This is a genomic window from Neisseria sp. 23W00296, from assembly GCF_044772855.1.
Classification (GTDB): Bacteria; Pseudomonadota; Gammaproteobacteria; order Burkholderiales; family Neisseriaceae; genus Neisseria.
This window is the reverse complement of the sequence record NZ_CP173024.1, coordinates 1047170-1065026: the sequence shown is the minus strand read 5'-3', so window position 1 is coordinate 1065026 and position 17857 is coordinate 1047170. Positions and strand designations below refer to the sequence as shown.

Below are 17857 nucleotides of genomic sequence, written 5' to 3'. Positions count from 1 at the left end.
TACCGCGTCAGAAATGCTTTCAGACGGCCTTATGCGGTTTGGAGGCCGTCTGAAAAAACGTGCGTGCGGTTTCGGTTTTGCCGAAGCTGCGCTTTCAGACGGCCTCTGCGGCAGTATCGGCCTGCGCGGGCGAAAAAGCGTCAGAGAAGAAGGCTTCTCTTTTTAGACGGCCTTTTTCGCATAACACGCGCTGCGCGTCGGCAATCATGGCGGGGGAGCCGCAGGCGTATACCTGATGCCCGGACAGGTCGGGATAGTCGGCCAGCGCCTGCTGCCAGACGTAACCGCGCGCGCCCTGCCGGTTTTCGGGTGCGCGGGAGAGGACGGGAGTGAAACGGGCGTTTTTCAGACGGCCTATAAGCGCTGCGGCTTCGCGGGCAAAGTAGAGTTCGCTTTCGGTGCGGCCGCCCCAGTAGAGGTGGACGGGACGCGGCGACTGCTGTTCGGCCAGGCGGTGCAGGATGCTTTGCACGGGGGCGTAGCCGGTGCCGGTAGCCAGGAGGATGAGCGGGGAACCGTCGTCTTCCTGCAAGGCGAACGTGCCCAGCGGCCCGCGCACGCGCATGACGGTTTTCTCACGGACGGCGGGGTCGTTGCCGAACAGCAGGCCGCTGAACAGGCCGCCTTCGCGGCGGCGGATGTGCAGTTCGAGCTGCGCGGTTTGCGAGGGGCTGTTGGCGAGGGAGTAGCTGCGGCTGCGGCCGTCTTTGAGCAGGATGTCGATGTATTGCCCGGCAAGAAAAACAAAGGGCGGCTTTTTCGGCATGTCGAGGCGGACGATAGCGGTGTCGCCGATGTAGTCGACGGAAGCGACGCGGGCGGGCAGGGTTTTGACGGGCGGGGTTTTGCCGCTGCGGTAGCCGGGCACTTCGAGGCTGATGTCGCTCTGGGCGAAGCAGCAGCACATGAGGATGTGGTTTTGCGCGGCCTCTTCGGCGGGCAGCGCCTGTTCGGCGTGTTCGGCCTGGTCGAAGCGGCCGGAGAGGACGCGGGCTTTGCATTGGCCGCAGATACCGTTCTGGCAGGAGTGCGGCAGGTTGAAGCCCTGCCGGCGGGCGGCAGCGAGTATGCTTTCGCCGTCGTCCGCCTCAAAAGTTTCGTTGTCGGGAGACAGGGTAATGTTGTGTTTCATGTTGTTATGGTGCGCGGGGAAAAACGGATAAGGGAGGCCGTCTGAAAGCGCGGCGGGGCTTTCAGACGGCCTTTTGCGGCACGGAGCCGGACGTTTTTTCAGACGGCCTTTATCTGCTTTCCGGCGGCGGCATGCCGACCATCGCGTCTTTCGGCATTTCGCCGGTGGCCGCCAGTTTCACGTCAAACACCAGCACGGCGTTTTTCGGGATTTTGGAGTTGGGCGGGGGCATATCGCCGTAGCCCAGTTCGGGCGGGATGTAGAGGGTGTATTCCGCGCCCTCTTTCATCATCGGCAAGGCTTCCTGCCAGCCTTTGATCATCACGGGCAGCGGGAAGGCCATCGGCTCTTTGGCATCGGCGTTGCTGTCGAACACAGTGCCGTCGGTGAGCTTGCCGGTGTAGGTGACGCTGACCATGGAATCGGGCTTGGGCTGTTTGCCCGTGCCTTCTTTGATTACTTTATATTGCAGGCCGGAGGCTGTGGTTTTCACGCCTTCTTTTTTGCCGTTTTCGGCCAGCCATGCTTTGGCTTTTTCCAAGGCGGGCTGCGCTTCTTTCTGAGCGGCGGCCTGGGCTTTTTCCTGTTCTTTCTGAATGAATGCCACCAGCACTTCTTCGGCCTGCTGCGGGCTGATGCGGGTTTCTTTGCCTTCTACGACAGTCTGCACGGCTTCGCTGAACATTTTCAAATCGAGGCTCACGCCCTGGTCTTTCAGGTTTTTGAGGTTGCGGCCGATGTCCATACCGATGGCGTAGCTGGCCTGCTGCTCGGGCGTACCCAATGCCGCAGGATCTTTCGCGCCGGATTGGGCGGCGGAAGCGCTTTGCGCGGCGGAGGCGGCGGGAGCGCCGGTTTCCTGTTTGCAGGCGGCCAGCGCGCAGGCGGCGGCCAATACGGTCAGACTCAGTTTCAGAGTGTGCTTCATAAAGTTCCTTTGCGGGAAACGGAAAAAACGAAAGGGCGGATTATACAAGCTTGTCCGGCAAAAGAAAGGCCGTCTGAAAAAATCGGCTGCGGAGGGCGGCAGTCTTTGCGTTTTTTTAAAGCCGAACCATGCTGCGCGGCATATGTTTGCGGAAACTTTACACTGGCAAACCTTTACTATATATTCCGAAGCATCCGGCCTGCCCGCGTGCGGCCGGATTTGTTCCAACCCCGCGCCTTACGGGCGGTTTCTTATATGTATTTGAAGGAGAAAACCTCATGACCCAAGCAGCAGAACGTGTGCAACACGAAGGCTTGCGCCAAAAAATCATTTCCGCCGAACAGGCGGCCGCCTTTATCGAAAACGGCATGACCGTCGGCATCAGCGGCTTTACAGGCGCGGGCTACCCCAAAGCCGTTCCCACTGCCATCGCCGAAAAAGCACAGGCAGCCCACCAGGCCGGACAACCCTACAAAATCCGCATGATTACCGGTGCCTCTACTGCCGACGAATGCGACGGCGTGCTTGCCCGCGCCGAGGCCGTTTCTTTCCGCAGCCCCTTCCAGTCCGATCCCACCATGCGCAACCAGATTAACGCAGGCGACGCCTATTACATAGACGTGCACCTGTCGCACATCGAGCCGCAGGTTCGCGCCGGCTTTTTCGGCGACATGGACGTGGCCGTTATCGAAGTGGCGGGCATCACCGCCGACGGCAAACTGATCCCCTCGCTGGCAGTCGGCACCAACGTTACCTGGCTGCAATACGCGAAAAAAATCATCATTGAAGTCAACGCGCAGCAAAATGCCAAACTCGAAGGCATGGCCGACATCTACGACAGCCTCGGCCTGCCGCCCAATCGCCAGCCGCTGATGCTGACCGAAGCCGGCCAGCGCATCGGCTCGCCCTATATGACTTGCGACTTGGACAAAGTCGTCGGCATCGTGCTGACCGACGCCTCCGACCGCAACAGCAAATTCGCCGAGCCGGACGAAATGTCCAAGAGCATTGCCGCGCAAATCATCGACTTCTTCTCGCACGAAGTCAAAATGGGACGCCTGCCGAAAAACCTGCTGCCGCTGCAATCGGGTGTCGGCAACGTTGCCAACGCCGTACTGGCCGGTTTGCAGGACAGCCCCTTCGATGATTTGGTCGGCTACACCGAAGTATTGCAGGACGGCATGCTCGACCTGATTCTGAGCGGCAAAATGCTTTCCGCATCCGCCACCGCCCTGTCGTTCAGCCCCGACGCACTCGAGCGCTTCAACAACAACATCGACGCGCTGCGCAGCAAAATCATCCTGCGCCCGCAGGAAATCACCAACAACCCCGAGCTGATCCGCCGCCTCGGCATCATCGGCATGAACGCGATGATCGAAGCCGACATCTACGGCAATGTCAATTCCACCCACATCATGGGCACCAAAATGATGAACGGCATCGGCGGTTCCGGCGACTTTGCCCGCAATTCCTTCCTGTCCTTCTTCGTATCGCCGTCGGTAGCCAAAGGCGGGGCGATTTCCTGCATCGTGCCGATGGTTTCCCACCACGACCACACCGAACACGACGTGATGGTGCTGGTTACCGAGCAGGGTCTGGCCGATTTGCGCGGCAAAGCCCCGCGCGAGCGCGCCCGCCTCATCATTGAAAACTGCGCCCACCCCGACTACCGCGACCAGCTGCGCGACTACTTCGACCGCGCCGAGAAATCCGGCGGCGGCCTGCACACGCCGCACCTGCTGAACGAAGCCCTGTCGTGGCACCAGCGTTTCGTCGAAACCGGCGATATGCGCGTGAAATAAGCGCCCTGCCCCATCGGGTATCGGAGGCCGTCTGAAAACCTGCGTCAGGCTTTCAGACGGCCTTTTATGTTAAAATCCGCCCCGTTTTTTTGACCCAAAATCCACTCGAAACCGCCATGACCCAAGACAAAATCCTTATTCTCGACTTCGGTTCGCAAGTCACCCAGCTTATCGCCCGCCGCGTGCGCGAAGCCCATGTTTACTGCGAGCTGCACCCCTACGATATGCCGCTTGACGCCATCAAAGCCTTCAATCCGAAAGGCATTATCCTCTCCGGTGGTCCCAATTCGGTTTACAACTCCGACTATCAGGCCGACACCGGCATTTTCGATTTGGGTATCCCCGTGCTCGGCATCTGCTACGGCATGCAGTTTATGGCCTACCACCTTGGCGGCGACGTCGAGCCGGGCAACCAGCGCGAATTCGGCTACGCCCAAGTCAAAACCATCGACAGCGAACTCACACGCGGCATTTCAGACGGCCAGCCCAACACCCTCGACGTATGGATGAGCCACGGCGACAAAGTCTCCAAGCTGCCCGAAGGCTTCAGCATCATCGGCGACACCCCCTCCTGCCCCATCGCCATGATGGAACACGCCGCCAAGCAGTTTTACGGCATCCAGTTCCACCCCGAAGTTACCCACACCAAACAAGGCCGCGCCCTCATCAACCGCTTTGTTTTGGACATTTGCGAAGCCAAACCAAGCTGGACGATGCCCAACTACATCGACGAAGCCGTGGCCAAAATCCGCGAGCAGGTCGGCAGCGACGAAGTGATTTTGGGCTTGTCCGGCGGCGTCGATTCTTCCGTGGCCGCCGCGCTGATTCACCGCGCCATCGGCGACCAGCTCACCTGCGTGTTTGTCGATCACGGCCTGCTGCGCCTGAACGAAGCCGAAAACGTGATGAAAATGTTTGCCGACAACTTGGGCGTGCGCGTGATTCACGTGGACGCCAGCGAACAGTTTATGGCGAAACTCGCCGGCGTGACCGACCCCGAACAAAAACGCAAAATCATCGGCGCAGAATTCATTGAAGTATTTGACGCAGAAGAGAAAAAACTCACCAACGCCAAATGGCTGGCGCAAGGCACAATTTACCCCGACGTTATCGAAAGCGCGGGCGCGAAAACCAACAAGGCCCACGCCATCAAGTCGCACCACAACGTCGGCGGCCTGCCCGAAAACATGAAACTCAAACTGCTCGAGCCGCTGCGCGACCTGTTTAAAGACGAAGTGCGCGAGTTGGGCGTCGCCCTCGGCCTGCCGCGCGAAATGGTGTACCGCCACCCCTTCCCCGGCCCCGGCCTCGGCGTGCGCATCCTCGGCGAAGTGAAAAAAGAATACGCCGACCTCCTGCGCCAGGCCGACGACATCTTCATCCAAGAGCTGCGCAACACCACCGACGAAAACGGCACTTCATGGTACGACCTCACCAGCCAGGCCTTTGCCGTATTCCTGCCGGTAAAATCCGTCGGCGTGATGGGCGACGGCCGCACCTACGATTACGTCGTCGCCCTGCGCGCCGTGATTACCAGCGACTTTATGACCGCCCACTGGGCCGAGCTGCCCTACTCCCTGCTCGGCCGCGTGTCCAACCGCATCATCAACGAAGTCAAAGGCATCAACCGCGTGGTGTACGACGTGAGCGGCAAACCGCCCGCCACGATCGAGTGGGAATAAACCCGCGCCCCGCTTTTGCTTTTTCAGACGGCCTCTGAGGCCGTCTGAAAAGATAGAAGGCCGTCTGAAACGTGCTTCGCACTTTTTCAGACGGCCTTTTTGTCTGTTTTCCCCTTGCCCTGCTACAATATCCGCACGTTGCTACATTTGAAACGGAGACCATTATGCAGACCATCAGCAGCCGCGAATTCAACCAAAACGTCGCCAAAGCCAAAAACATGAGCGACACCGCCCCCGTGTGCATCACCGACCGCGGCGAGCCCGCCTATGTACTGATGAACTATGCGGCGTACCGTGCTTTGAACAAACACCCGAAAAGCAATGCCGAGCGGCTCGGCATGAGCGTGGAAGATTTGGAATTTGTGGGCGAAGTGGAGTTTCCGCGCTGCCCGATTGCCGACCGTGAGGAACTGTTCTGATGTATCTGCTGGATACCAACGTGTTGTCCGAAATCCGCAAAATCCGAAGCAGCCACACGCCGCCGCAGTTTTTGGCGTGGTTTGACTCAATCCGTTTGGACGACTGCTACCTGAGCGTTATCACCCTGCTGGAAATCGAACAGGGCATTTTGCGCGTGCGCCACCGCGGCGGCGAAGCGCAGTTTGCGCGGCTGCAACGCTGGCTGAACGACACCGTCGTCCCCACCTTCGACAGCCGCATCCTGCCCATCGACCGCCACACCGCCCGCATCTGCGCCCGCCTGCACGTTTCCGACCAACGCCCCTACAACGACGCGCTGATTGCCGCCACTGCCATCCGCAACGATTTGACACTGGTAACGCGCAACACGCGCGATTTCGCCGAACTGAACGTGCCGCTGCTGAACCCGTTTTCAGACGGACTTTAAGCGGCTTGGGGCGTGTTGACATTCAACTTTTGAAGCAGATTTTGCGGCATAAAACGGCAGATGAAGGCGAAAATGCGAGCCTATGCCGCCCATAGGCGAGTATTTTCAACGCGGCAGATGCCGTTTTAGGACGGAAAAGCCGCCAAAATGTTGATTGTCAATACGCCCTAGGGTTTGGCAGACAACAAGGCAGCCTGAAAGCGGACAAACCGGCTTTTCAGGCTGCTTTGTTTTTCCGCTTCGCCATTTCCTTACGCTGCGCAGACAGCCTCAAAGGCCGTCTGAAAGCACCTGCTACGGATTTCAGACGGCCTTAATGTGAACGGCCGATACCGCATAAACCGCGTGCGTCGCGGGGCGGCATCCTACGCGCTCTATAAGTGTTTTCAGACGGCCTCAAAGGCCGTCTGAAAACACGGCTTCGGCGCGGGCGGAGCGGTTTTAATCCGTTACGCTGGCGGCAACGGCGGCGACTTTCCCGCGGCGGGGATTGTGCACGGTAAGACACCAGATGCCCCACCATTCCAAACTGTCGTCGAAATAACTGCTCAGCGGATGGCGGGCCGATTGTGCCCTGCCTTTACTGTCGAAACCGTTGTGCCGCACCCAGTCGCGCACGCTTACGCCCCGATCGGGCAGCAGCCCCGTTTGCGTGCAGAAGTCCGTCCACAGGGCGCGGCGGCCGGTATCGGACAAATCGCCCAAACCGTAGGGCGGTTCGTTGAAATCGCGGTAAAGGCGGACAAACCAGTTTTGCGGGTCAAATTCGCTTTGGGCGGCGGCGCGGCTGTGCGGACGGACGGTTTGCGCATAGTCGCGGTGCGGGCGCAGGCTGTCGGTGCTTTGCAGGAAACGGATATCGAGCGGCACGCTGCGGGCGGTTTCGGGATGGAAGGTGAGCGGCGGAAACGGGTTTTGTCCGACGGCGCGACGGATTTTTTCGCGCGCTTTCGTTTTTGGCAGCGGCAAGACGTTCGCGCACAAACGCACCGGCACGCGCTGCCTGCGCATCGTGCCACTCTTGCAGGGTGTGCGCGAACAGGGCATGAAGCGCGGTGGCGTGGACGGCTTCGGGGGTCGCCGTGGGTTCGGCTTGCCAGATGCCGAATTGGAAAACAACGCCCGCGCGGTCGAGTCGGGCACGCAGGGCAGTTTGGCGGTAGGGGAGATGGAGTTGTTCGGGAGTGAGGGACATTTTCGGGCTTTCAGACGGCCTTTGCCGTTGTGGCGGATGTGCTTGGTTTTGAAAACTTCGGTTTTGCGTGCGATGAAAAATGCGTCTGCTTTGAGGCCGTCTGAACATCCCAAACAGAACTTTCAGACGGCCTCTCCGCCCCCTTCCTGCGCCCGCATCTCTTTCAACTTTCTTTCCAAATATTTCACATCGGGCGGGTTTTTCGCCGCGCCTTTGGTGTCCTGCCAGTGGTGGGCGGTGCGGGCGAAGCGCAGACCTTCGGCGGTGAGGTCGGCGGGATAGACGGGGTCTTTGATGATTTTGCCGTCGCCGCCGCTCAGGCGTTTGGCGGAGAGTCCGTGCGCGTCGTAGAAGCGGTAGAGGGCTTCGTATTGGCGCAAGGCGCGTTGTCCCGCTTCCAGATAGTATTCGCGCTGCGCTTCGCATCCGTCGGGAACGTAGTTCAGGCGCACGAACATCCAGCGGCAGTCAAACACTGCCGAGATGTCGGCGATGTCGTCCATGTAGCTGCCGTATGTGCTGTCGACAAAATCGGGCATGGGGTCGTAAACGGGGTGGGCGGTGCGTTGGTTTTCAGGCTGCGTGAGGCGTTCTTTGAAGATGCAGTCGAGGGTGGAAAACGGGGCGTTGGGCGCGGTGTGTTCGGGAAACGGGCGGGCAAACAGGTTTTGCACGAGGGGATGGTCGGCGGCGAGTTGGTGGCGGCGGACGATAAAGTCGGCGACGAGCGCTTTGAAGCGGAATTGCCCGGGATGCTCGACGAGGCATCGGAGCAGGTCGGCGGGGGCTTGGTGCACGGCGAGGATAACGGGCAGGCATTGCTCTTTTATGTATCGTGCGATGTCGGCGCAATACGGCTCGGCTTGCTCTTTCGTTTCGGGCAGTTGGGCGATGAAGTTGACGGCGTCTTGCCGAAAGATAAGGTTGAATTCGTCGGGCTCGTTGGGGCGCATATAGGGAGACAGGGTTTGGACGATGTGCCCGCCGATTTCGGTGTTGTAGGCGTAGCAGAACAGGCTGAGGCTGTTTTCCCAACCCATGTCGGTGAAGGCGATTTCGCCGTAGGTTGCGCCGTTTTGTTGGAACAGGAGGGTGTTTTTTTGCCAGACGGCATCGGGGTGGGGGCTGTGGGTTTTGAGGTAAGCGGCGAGGTGGCGGAGGAATGTTTTGCTGTTCATGGTTGGGGGGATCCTGTTTGGGGGCGGTTGGGGGGCTGGGTTTCAGGCTGCCTTCGGGGAAACTGCAATCTGCTCCCTCCCCTGCGCTTGCGCAGAGGAGGGTTGGGGAGGGGGTGGCGGTTGGCAGAACCGCTTTTCGCTGATGTCCTGCAAAAATTGCCGCAGCGGCATAAGCCCCCACCCTAGCCCTCCCCCACAAGCGGGAGAGGGAACGGCGTGTGCGGGGTATCGGCGGTTTCAGACGGCATCAATGCCCGACTTACGCGGCTTGTTGCTTTCAGACGGCCTCTGCGTAACCGCAAAGGCCGTCTGAAAGGGGTTTACTGCTGTTCGATGCGGTGGTACTGCCCGGTTTTCAGGGTGTAGGTCTGCTCTTTGCCGTAGCCGCACCAGCGGACGGTGATGCGGGCTTCTTTGTCGGGGCGGCTGCCGAGGCCGAAGAGGATGCGGCGGTCGTTTTGCGCGGCGAGTCCGTTGTTGGCGTAGACTTCACGGTGTTGCGCCGCGCCGGTGGGGCTGTTTTCGGCGGCGAGGACGAGGGTGCTGCCTTGGGCGTCGCGGTTGCAGCTTGTGCCGTTGCCAACGAGTTGCAGCCCTATCCAGTTGGCGGGTTGGCTGTCGTTGCGGTAGAGGCTCGGGGCGGCGGTCATGTGTGTGACGAGGCTGTCGAGGTCGCCGTCGTTGTCGAAGTCGGCGAGGATCATGCCGCGCGAGGTGCCTTTTTTCGTCCAGCCCGCCTGTTCGGCCATGTCGACGAAGTAGGCGCCTTTATTCATATAGACGCGGTTGGCCTCGAAGCCGAAGACGCAGCGGCCGCGCACGTCGGCCCAGCGGTCGGCGTAGCCGTGTACGTCGGGGTTGGTGAGGGCGATTTGCGCGTTCCAATACCAGTAATCGGGGCAGACGGCTTCTTTTTTGTCGTAGGCGTCGTCGGCCATGCCGTTGGCCTGGATGAAGTCGAGGCGGCCGTCGCGGTCGAGGTCGCCGAAGGCCGCGCCCCAGCCGAAGCGGCGCTCGTTAAGGGCGTTGCGGCGGGCGGCTTCGTCGCGGAAGGCGGTGGCGTCGGTTTGGCCGCTTTGGCTGTAATTCATCCACAGCAGGCTGCCTTCGGCCTGCAGTTTTTCGTGAACGTTGGAGACGTGGATGTCGGGGCGACCGTTGTCGTCGAGGTCGGCGAAGCCGGCGTTCATGCCTTTGTAGGTGTCGCGGCCGACGGAGCCGGCGAAGCTGCCTTTAATGGCTTGGAAGCCTTTGCCCTGTTGGTTGAGATAGAGTTCGTCGGGGCCGAAGTCGTTGGCGATATAGAGGTCGGCGTAGCCGTCGCCGTTGAGGTCGCCGGTGGCGGCGGCCATGGTCCAGCGTCTGCCCTCGAAGCCGGTTTGCTTTTGCGGCACGCGCTCGAAGCGGCCGCCGCCGAGGTTGCGGAAGAGGCGGTTTTCGTCGGCGTTGTCGGCGTTGTGCCAGCTTCGGTGCATGACGTTGAACATGCGCCGGTCGCCTTCGTATTCTGGCGCGGGCAGTTTGAAGATGTTGTAGGGTACGGGGCGTTGGTAGCCGGGCAGGTGGGTTTGCATGACGTTGCCGACGAAGATGTCGAGCAGGCCGTCGTTGTCGAGGTCGAGGACGTTGGTGGCGACGCTGATTTGGTAGTGGTCGAGGCCGCTTTCATGGCCGATTTCGCTGAAATTCAGACGGCCTGTTTCTTTGAGTTCGTTGCGCAGCAGGCGGCCTTTGCCGAAGCCCGTGCCCAACAGCAGGTCTTGGTCGCCGTCGTTGTCCATGTCGAACCAGGTGGCGGCGGCGATCAGGCCGTGTTGTTCGGGATGGCTGCGGTGGGGCGCAAGAGCGGGGATGTCGAAACGCTCGAAACGGAAACCGCCTTTGTTTAAAAACAGTTGGGCGCGGTCCTGTTCGGATTTGAGCGGTTGGGTGAGGAAGATGTCGGGCAGGCCGTCGTTGTCGACGTCGGCCACGGCGGCGGCATCGCCGACGGAGAGCAGCCATTTGGCGACGTGCTGCATGCGCGGGTCGGTGCGCTCCCAGATGTCGCCCTGCGCGCCGCCTATGCCGCTTTGTGCGGCGGGGATTTCGGCGAAACGGAAGCGGATGTCGTCGGCGGCAAAGGCGTGGTTGGCGCGGTAGGCGCCCCAGCCGGTAAGGCCGATCAGGGCGGTGAGCAACAGGGCTTTGGCCTGTTGTTTGAGAACGGGGGCGGGATGGCGGTAGCGGGCGCGGTTTTGCCACGCCAGCCACAGGCCGCGCATAGTCATATACAGGAAGGCGGAGTAAAACAGCGTCGAGAAACTTTGGAATTTGTGCAGAAGCAGATCGACGAAAACGATGAAAAAGGCCATGAACACCTGCCCTTTGCGCGATTCGGCGGAGGTGGGCGGGTCGGTAATCATAAAGAAGGTGAAGAGGTAGAAGGCGGGCGAGGAAAACGCGCCCATAAACAGGGTTTGCGGCGGGATGTGGTGGCGCAGCAGCCAGGCGCGCAGGGCGAGCTGCATGGCGTAAAACACGAGGAAGGACACGATCAGAACGCTGCGGCGGATGTTGAGGGCAAACAGCATCAGCGCGGCGGTGGCGATGAAAAAGGCGGTGATGCCCGCGCCGCCCCACTGGTAGGCGGGCGCGGGGGTAATCATGCCGTCGCTGAGCACCAGCGCGGCAATCACGCCGAACAGGCCGGGGTTGTAGATATGGCGGCCGTTGACGGTAAACACGTATTTCGAGGCGGTGGCGAAAAACGGCGGCACGAGGGCGAGCCACAGGCCGTGCGAAAAATTGGTGAGCACGGAGAGGCCGAAGCCGGTAATCAGGCCGCTGATAGGAACAAGCAGCGTTTTTTTGCGCAACAGATAATGCAGCGTGCAGTCGAGCGCGACGCACACGGCCAAAATCAGGCCGACCTGCGCGGGGCTGCGGTTGAAGCCCCAAAAGGTGATGCCGCAGAAGACAAAGGTGAATTGCAGCAGCAAAACGGGCAGGCGGGGGTCGTTTTTCGCGGGAACGCGGTCTAAGGGAATCATGGAAAGAGGCCGTCTGAAAAAGGGGCGGATTATAGCCCAAACGCATGGGGCGCAAGATTAAGGCCGTCTGAAAACGGGGTTTCAGACGGCCTTGCCGCCCCCGACCTCGGCAGCCGCACAGACGGCAGACAGAAAAACGGCCGGGAAACCCGGCCGCAAAATAAATCAAGAAAGGAAATATAAAATGAAGAAAGGAAAAACGAATGTTTGGCGCGGCGGACGGGGCTCGAACCCGCGACCCCCGGCGTGACAGGCCGGTACTCTAACCAACTGAGCTACCACCGCGCATCACCGTCAAAAGACAATGAAAGGAAACTTTGGTGGGTGATGACGGAGTCGAACCGCCGACATTCTGCTTGTAAGGCAGACGCTCTACCAACTGAGCTAATCACCCGATGATTTTGGCGCGGCGGACGGGGCTCGAACCCGCGACCCCCGGCGTGACAGGCCGGTACTCTAACCAACTGAGCTACCACCGCGCATCACCGTCAATAAGACAATGAAAGGAAACTTGTGGTGGGTGATGACGGAGTCGAACCGCCGACATTCTGCTTGTAAGGCAGACGCTCTACCAACTGAGCTAATCACCCGTGCTTCTCAGCGAAGCGCGGATTAAACCAAATCCGCGCAGGGGGCGCAAGCGCTATTTTCGGCGCTCTGTTCAATGCGTTGAATTATCGTGTTTTTAATTTACCGTCCTGCCGCGCCCCTTTCAGAGGGGCGCGCTTTATTGTAGTCTCCCGCTTTTTTCAGACGGCCTCTTATGCCCACACTGCCCGCCCTTTCCGCCGCCCTTTCCCGTTTTCAGACGGCCTTATTGCAACCGCAGGAGGCGCAGCGCGCCGTTTTGCGCGACATCGTGCAATCGGGCGGCGGCAGCCTTTTCGGACGGCGGCACGGTTTTTCCCGCATCGGCGGCTACGAAGATTTCGCCCGCGCCGTGCCCGTATCGGATTATGAGGGCTTGCGCAGCCTGATAGAACGCGCCGCGGCGGGCGAAGCGGGCGTGCTCACCACGGAAAACCCCGTCTGCTTCGAGGAAACGGGCGGCAGCACGGGCGGCGCGAAACTTGTTCCCTATACCGAAAGCCTCTATGCCGCCTTCCGCCGCGCCGTTCTGCCCTGGCTGGCGGATGTGCGGCGGCGGCGGCCTGCGGCCTTTGCGGGCAGGCTGTTTTTTATCGTCAGCCCCGCCGCGCGCGGCCGCACGCACACCTCAGGCGGCATCCCCATCGGCAGCGGCAGCGATTTGGACTATTTCGGCCGCGAAACCGCTGCCGCGCTGCTGCCGCGCGTGCTGTTTCTGCCCGAGCTGCTTTCGGCGCAAAGCGCGCAGGAATGGCAGCTTGCCTGCGCCCGCCTGCTGCTGGGGGCGGCGGATTTGAGCTTTGTTTCCGTGTGGAGTCCGACCATGCTGCTGCTTTTTGTGCAGGCCATGCAGACGCATCAGGACGACATTCTGCCGCACATCACCGACCCGCGCCGCCGCGCCCTGCTCTCCCGCGCCCTGTCGCGCGACACGCCCGACACCCGCGCCATCTGGCCGCGCCTCGACACCGTCAGCTGCTGGACAAGCCACACCGCCGCCGCGCCCGCCGATGCGCTGCGGCAGCTGTTTCCCCATGTATTTATTGAAGGCAAAGGGCTGCTGGCGACGGAGTTTGCGGGCAGCATTCCCTTTGCCCCGCACGGAAGGCCGTCTGAAAGGCCGTCTGAAAACGCCAACGGCCTTTCAGACGGCCTCCCCACGCTTCTAGCCATAGACAGCCATTTCTACGAATTTGCCGGCGCCGACGGCATCGTGCCCGCCTGGCAGACGCGCGCAGGCGGCAATTACCGCCTGATTGTCACCACCCAGGGCGGGCTGTACCGCTACGACACGGGCGATTATGTGCGCGTGCACGCGCTGCACGGCGGCGTACCCGAAATCGAATTTGTCGGACGCGGCAGCCTGTCCTGTGATTTGTGCGGCGAAAAGCTCAACGAAGCCTTTGTCCGCACCGCCATGGAAACCGTGTCGCCCGATTTGGCGCAACGCGCCCTGTTGCAGGGCGTGCAGGACAATCCGCCGTATTACCGCCTATTGTCGGCCGATGCCGAAACGATGCAGAACCATGCTCTGGCGGCGCGGCTGGACGAGGCGCTGGCCGCCAACCCGCAATACGCCTACGCCCGCCGCACCGGCCAGCTCGCCGCCCTGCGGGTGCACTTCTGCGCCGACCCGCAGGCTTACGCGGCGCGTTTTTTCCGCGAGGAACAGCGCTTTGCCGTGCGCAAAATCCCGCTGCTGCTGCCGCCCGCGGCGGAAGGCGGAGAGGCCGTCTGAAAAGGCCGGTCAGGCTTTCAGACGGCCTCAAAACGCATAGAAAACAAAGAAAAAAGGAACAACTCATGAACACTCCCGACACTCCCGCCGCCAACGGCCTGCACAATTACTGGTACATCGCCGCGCGCGAAAAAGACGTGCGCAAAAAGCCGCAGGCCGTGCGGCTTTTCGGGCGGCACTACGCCGTTTTCCATCAGGGCGGCGGCCGCTATGCCGCGCTTGTCGACTGCTGCCCGCACCGCAACGTGCCGCTGTCGATCGGCAAAGTGGAAAACGGCTGCCTGCGCTGCGCCTACCACGGCTGGTCGTTCGACGGCGAAGGCAGGCTGGCGGAGATTCCCGCCCTGTGCGGCTGCGCCACGCCCGACGTGCGCGTGCCCGCCGTACACTGCACCGCGCAGGACGGCTATGTCTGGCTGTGTATCGGCACGCCCGCCGCGCCCGCGCCGCTGCCCTTCGCCTGCCTGGACGAGGCGGGCTACACCACCTTCCGCATGAAAACCCGCTTTGCCGCACCCGTCGACTGGTGCTTGGAAAACTTCCTCGACTGCCCGCACGCGGTGTATGTGCACAACTCCTGGTTCCGCGCCCCCACCGGCAAACCCGTGCGTGCCCTGCTGCGGCGCAATGCCGACGGCGCGCAAATCGAATACGCAAACGAGCCGCGCGAAAAAAGCCTGGTGTGGAAGCTGCTGCAAAACAGCGATACCGAAATGTCGCACACCGACCGCTTCATCTCCCCCGCCACCTCGCGCGTCGACTACCGCTTCTCCGACGGCAAACACTACATCGTCACCTCCTCCTGCACGCCGCTGGACGAGGACACCACCGAAGTGCACACCGTCGTCAGCTACAAATTCGGCCGTCTGAACCCGCTTATCCGCCTCGTTTTCGAGCCGCTGTCGCACTTCATCATCGGCCAGGACGTCGCCATGATGAAACAGCAGCGCGACAATATCGACCGCTTCGGCGGCCGCGCGCGATTCTGCAACAGCGCCGCCGACCTCCTGATGCCCGAAATCACCTCATGGCGGCAAACTCTCGCCGCAGGCGGAGAACCCGAAGCCGCAGGCATCGTGCGCGAACAGGAGCTGCATTTGTGAAACGCGCCTTTCAGACGGCCTCCCTCGCCATGCTCGCCGCCTCGCTGATGTTTTATGTCTGGCAGAATCATTTCGCCGCAGCGGGCGGGCAAATCGCCCTGCCCAAAGCCCTGTGGCTGGGCGCAACCGTCCTGTTCTGGCTGGTGCTGCCGCCCTTCGTTTTCTGCTCCCGCCACGTTTCAGGCCGTCTGAAAGCCGCCTACCTCCTTTTCTGGCTGCCCATGCTCGCCCGCGCCCTCGCCGAAATCGTTTTGATGTACAGCCTCAACCGCTGGCAGTACGCCTACGGCATCGCCCACGACCTGCTCAGCATCGCCATCCTCCTGCCCGCCGCCTGGCTGTGCCGCCGCGAAACCCCGCGCCCGCTCGCCGCCCACCTTGCCGTGCTCGCCGCCATGTTCGCCGCCGAAACCTGTTTCGCCGCCTACATCGCCGCCTTCCACCGCCACCACCCGCACGCCGAAGTATGGTTTATCGGCTGGGAAACGCCGCATCTGGCCAACCAAACCGCCACCGCCCTCCTCGTCGCCGCCCTCGCCTTCTGGCTGATCCGTCTGACCCGCAAACTGCCATGAACAAACTCACCACCCGCACCCTCGCCCCGCAAACCCTGTCCGCGCAACAAACCGCCGCACTCTACGCCCTCTACGGGCGCTACTACGGAGGCACCACGCCCGAACTCTTCCGCCGCGACCTCGGCGAAAAAGACCATATCCTGCTGCTCGAAGACACCGACGGACAAATACGCGGCTTCACCACCCTCAAAACCATCCCCTTCACCGACAACGGCCGAGCCGCCCGCGCCGTTTTCTCCGGCGACACCGTTATCGACCACCGCTATTGGGGCGAACAAACCCTGCCGCTGGCCTGGTGCGCCCTGGCAGGCCGTCTGAAAGCGCAAATGCCCGACGCCCCGCTCTACTGGCTCTTAATCGTCAAAGGCGACCGCACCTACCGCTACCTCAACGTATTCAGCAAAACCTACTACCCCAACCGCCGCCACCCCACCCCGCCCGACGTGCAGGAGCTCATCGACCGCCTCGCCGCCGACCGCTTCGGCGCGCACTACCACGCCGAAAGCGGCCTCGTGCGCTACCCGCAATCGCAAGGCCACCTGAAAAGCGAATGGCTGAACGAAAAAACCGCCGCCCACCCCGAAGCCGCCTACTTCCGCCGCCGCAACCCCCGCCACGCCGAAGGCGAAGAACTCGTCTGCCTCACCCTGCTCGAAACCGACAACCTGCGCTCCTTCGCCCTGCGCGGCTTCCTCGACGGACTGGCGCAGGGCGCTTTGTAAACAACCGCAACCCGCCTGTGCAGACAACGAAAAGGCCGTCTGAAAGCCGGTTTTGGCTTTTCCAGACGGCCTTCGGGGCAACGGCAATCCGCGCCCTCCCCTGCGCTCCCAAGCGCGGGGGAGGGTTGGGGTGGGGGTGGGGGTGGCAGGCCGCAGGACTGCTTTTGTACCGCCGCCCGCAAAAGTCACCGCAGCGGTGAGAGCCCCCACCCTAGCCCTCCCCCGCGAGCGGGAGAGGGAACGCTGTTGTTCCGACAGGTTTCAGCAACGTCATTCCCGCGCAGCCTGATTGTAGGTCGGATACTCGTATCCGACGTTTCCCCGCAAGGGGAAAATCCACGTTCCATCACGCCGCTGCCGCCCCATGCCGCCCTTGCGGCCGGCCGTCGGATTCGAGAATCCGACCTTGTATATCGGAACTTCCGTATCCTAGCAACAAACCGCCCGCCGCCGCCCGCATCCGACCAAGGCAAACAACCGTTGCGTAGCTCAGGGAGCGGTCGGGCAACCCATCGACACAACCGGACAGTTGCCAGACAACACAACCGAATGCAAGGCAGGTTTATGATGAGTACCCAACACAATTACGCAGGCATCGACATCGCCAAACGAAACTTCGTCATCGCCGTTTCGTCTTTGTCTAAAACCAAAACCGAAACCAACAACCCCAAAGGTATCGCCCATACCGTCGAATACCTTAAAAAACACAAGGTCGCCCTCGTCGTCATGGAAAGCACCGGCGGTCTCAAAGTTCCGCCGCCAAAGCCATAAAGAACTGACGCCAACCGTAACCTTCCCAGAAATCGGCGCTCCGTCAACCATGGATGTTGAAGGTCGCATCATTACGCTGGAATTTGACGGTTTCTTTGTTACACAGGTCTATACGCCTAATGCTGGCGATGGCCTCAAACGTTTGGATGACCGTCAAGTCTGGGATGCCAAATACGCTGAATACTTGGCAACACTAGATGAACAAAAACCAGTACTTGCAACTGGTGACTATAATGTGGCCCACAAGGAAATCGACTTAGCCAATCCAGCCAGCAACCGCCGTTCACCAGGCTTTACCGACGAAGAACGTGTTGGCTTCACCAACCTGCTGGCTAAAGGCTTCACCGACACCTTCCGCCACTTACACGGCGATATCCCCAACCAATACACTTGGTGGGCGCAGCGCAGCAAGACTTCTAAAATCAACAATACAGGCTGGAGAATCGACTACTGGCTGACCAGCAACCGAGTGGCTGACAAGGTGACTAAGTCTGATATGATTGACTCCGGTGCGCGCCAAGACCACACACCCATTGTCATGGAGATTGAACTCTAAGGAGAAAA

General features: G+C 61.0%; 14 protein-coding genes, 4 tRNA genes and 1 pseudogene. 10 read left to right on the top strand and 9 right to left on the bottom strand.

Annotated features, from left to right (window positions below; genetic code table 11):
• Positions 1-94: 94 nt before the first annotated feature.
• Positions 95-1132, bottom strand: a complete 1038-nt coding sequence (locus ACG2K1_RS05355) for a 2Fe-2S iron-sulfur cluster-binding protein (RefSeq protein WP_009426580.1) — start codon at positions 1130-1132, stop codon at positions 95-97.
• A gap of 109 nt (positions 1133-1241) precedes the next feature.
• The gene (locus tag ACG2K1_RS05350; RefSeq protein WP_009426581.1) at positions 1242-2060 is read right to left on the bottom strand and encodes an FKBP-type peptidyl-prolyl cis-trans isomerase; all 819 of its coding nucleotides are present in this window, start codon (positions 2058-2060) and stop codon (positions 1242-1244) included.
• A gap of 278 nt (positions 2061-2338) precedes the next feature.
• Between ACG2K1_RS05350 and ACG2K1_RS05345 the strand changes: the two genes are divergently transcribed.
• The 4 genes from ACG2K1_RS05345 to ACG2K1_RS05330 all read left to right on the top strand — a co-directional run bounded on the left by ACG2K1_RS05345 (position 2339) and on the right by ACG2K1_RS05330 (position 6391).
• Complete coding sequence (locus ACG2K1_RS05345; protein WP_009426583.1) at positions 2339-3862, top strand: acetyl-CoA hydrolase/transferase family protein; 1524 nt, start codon at positions 2339-2341, stop codon at positions 3860-3862.
• A gap of 116 nt (positions 3863-3978) precedes the next feature.
• Positions 3979-5544: a glutamine-hydrolyzing GMP synthase gene (guaA, locus tag ACG2K1_RS05340; protein WP_009426584.1), complete on the top strand. Its 1566-nt coding sequence runs from the start codon at positions 3979-3981 to the stop codon at positions 5542-5544.
• A 164-nt stretch (positions 5545-5708) separates the two neighbouring features.
• Positions 5709-5963: a type II toxin-antitoxin system prevent-host-death family antitoxin gene (locus ACG2K1_RS05335; protein ID WP_036496308.1), complete on the top strand. Its 255-nt coding sequence runs from the start codon at positions 5709-5711 to the stop codon at positions 5961-5963.
• Positions 5963-6391, top strand: coding sequence for a type II toxin-antitoxin system VapC family toxin (locus tag ACG2K1_RS05330; RefSeq protein WP_009426586.1), 429 nt, complete (start codon positions 5963-5965; stop codon positions 6389-6391). Before ACG2K1_RS05335 ends, ACG2K1_RS05330 begins: the two co-directional genes overlap by 1 nt.
• Positions 6392-6832: 441 nt before the next feature.
• On the opposite strand, the gene ACG2K1_RS05325 is transcribed toward ACG2K1_RS05330, so the two are convergent.
• The 7 genes from ACG2K1_RS05325 to ACG2K1_RS05295 form a co-directional block, all read right to left on the bottom strand.
• Complete coding sequence (locus ACG2K1_RS05325) at positions 6833-7699, bottom strand: hypothetical protein (RefSeq protein ID WP_395428436.1); 867 nt, start codon at positions 7697-7699, stop codon at positions 6833-6835.
• Between the two features lie 9 nt (positions 7700-7708).
• Positions 7709-8764 carry a hypothetical protein gene (locus tag ACG2K1_RS05320; RefSeq protein ID WP_395428435.1) on the bottom strand — a complete coding sequence of 352 codons (1056 nt, stop codon included), beginning with the start codon at positions 8762-8764 and terminating at the stop codon, positions 7709-7711.
• Between the two features lie 320 nt (positions 8765-9084).
• Positions 9085-11796, bottom strand: coding sequence for an FG-GAP-like repeat-containing protein (locus ACG2K1_RS05315; RefSeq protein ID WP_395428434.1), 2712 nt, complete (start codon positions 11794-11796; stop codon positions 9085-9087).
• 208 nt (positions 11797-12004) lie between these two features.
• Positions 12005-12081, bottom strand: a tRNA-Asp gene (locus tag ACG2K1_RS05310).
• A 33-nt stretch (positions 12082-12114) separates the two neighbouring features.
• A tRNA-Val gene (locus tag ACG2K1_RS05305) sits at positions 12115-12190 on the bottom strand.
• Positions 12191-12198: 8 nt separating this feature from the next.
• Positions 12199-12275 (bottom strand) — tRNA-Asp (locus ACG2K1_RS05300).
• Positions 12276-12310: 35 nt separating this feature from the next.
• Positions 12311-12386 (bottom strand) — tRNA-Val (locus tag ACG2K1_RS05295).
• Between the two features lie 173 nt (positions 12387-12559).
• Between ACG2K1_RS05295 and ACG2K1_RS05290 the strand changes: the two genes are divergently transcribed.
• From ACG2K1_RS05290 to ACG2K1_RS05265, 6 genes and pseudogenes are all read left to right on the top strand, one after another.
• Positions 12560-14122, top strand: coding sequence for a GH3 auxin-responsive promoter family protein (locus tag ACG2K1_RS05290; RefSeq protein WP_395428433.1), 1563 nt, complete (start codon positions 12560-12562; stop codon positions 14120-14122).
• A gap of 65 nt (positions 14123-14187) precedes the next feature.
• On the top strand, positions 14188-15225 hold the full coding sequence (locus tag ACG2K1_RS05285) for a Rieske 2Fe-2S domain-containing protein (RefSeq protein WP_094031137.1): 1038 nt from the start codon (positions 14188-14190) through the stop codon (positions 15223-15225).
• Positions 15222-15800, top strand: coding sequence for a hypothetical protein (locus tag ACG2K1_RS05280; RefSeq protein WP_395428432.1), 579 nt, complete (start codon positions 15222-15224; stop codon positions 15798-15800). The genes ACG2K1_RS05285 and ACG2K1_RS05280 overlap by 4 nt, the downstream gene beginning before the upstream one ends.
• Entirely contained in the window at positions 15797-16522 is a 726-nt protein-coding gene (locus ACG2K1_RS05275) for a hypothetical protein (RefSeq protein WP_094031136.1), read from the top strand. Before ACG2K1_RS05280 ends, ACG2K1_RS05275 begins: the two co-directional genes overlap by 4 nt.
• A gap of 567 nt (positions 16523-17089) precedes the next feature.
• A pseudogene (locus ACG2K1_RS05270) lies at positions 17090-17287 on the top strand (IS110 family transposase); the annotation flags it as partial.
• Positions 17205-17849, top strand: coding sequence for an exodeoxyribonuclease III (locus ACG2K1_RS05265; protein ID WP_395428520.1), 645 nt, complete (start codon positions 17205-17207; stop codon positions 17847-17849). The pseudogene ACG2K1_RS05270 and the gene ACG2K1_RS05265, both read left to right, overlap by 83 nt.
• Positions 17850-17857: the final 8 nt, after the last annotated feature.